This window comes from Marinitoga arctica (genome assembly GCF_054657315.1).
Map to the genome: position 1 here is coordinate 1 of NZ_BAAHYY010000095.1, position 308 is coordinate 308.

Sequence of the window (308 nt, forward strand, 5' to 3'; positions counted from 1 at the left end):
ATGTGTGTTGTACATCAATTAAGAAATACTTTTAAATACGTTGCGCATAAGTACAGAAAAGCTATTGCTAAAGATTTAAAACCAATATATCAAGCTCCAAGTCTTGAAGCAGCCGAGATTGCACTTGCGGAATTTGAAAAAAAATGGGGCGAAACACACCCCTTAGTAGTACAAATATGGAAAAATAACTGGGATAAACTATCATCTTACTTTAAATATTCAGAACCTATTAGAAAGCTTATATATACAACAAATCCAATAGAAAACGTACATCGTCAGTTTAGAAAAATAACAAAAAATAAAAGTGT

General features: G+C 30.8%; 1 protein-coding gene. It reads left to right on the forward strand.

The genetic code is table 11. The features are described from left to right. Positions 1–308: transposase (locus ACYQ44_RS10515; protein WP_459997251.1), on the forward strand; the 308-nt coding region annotated here is incomplete at both ends.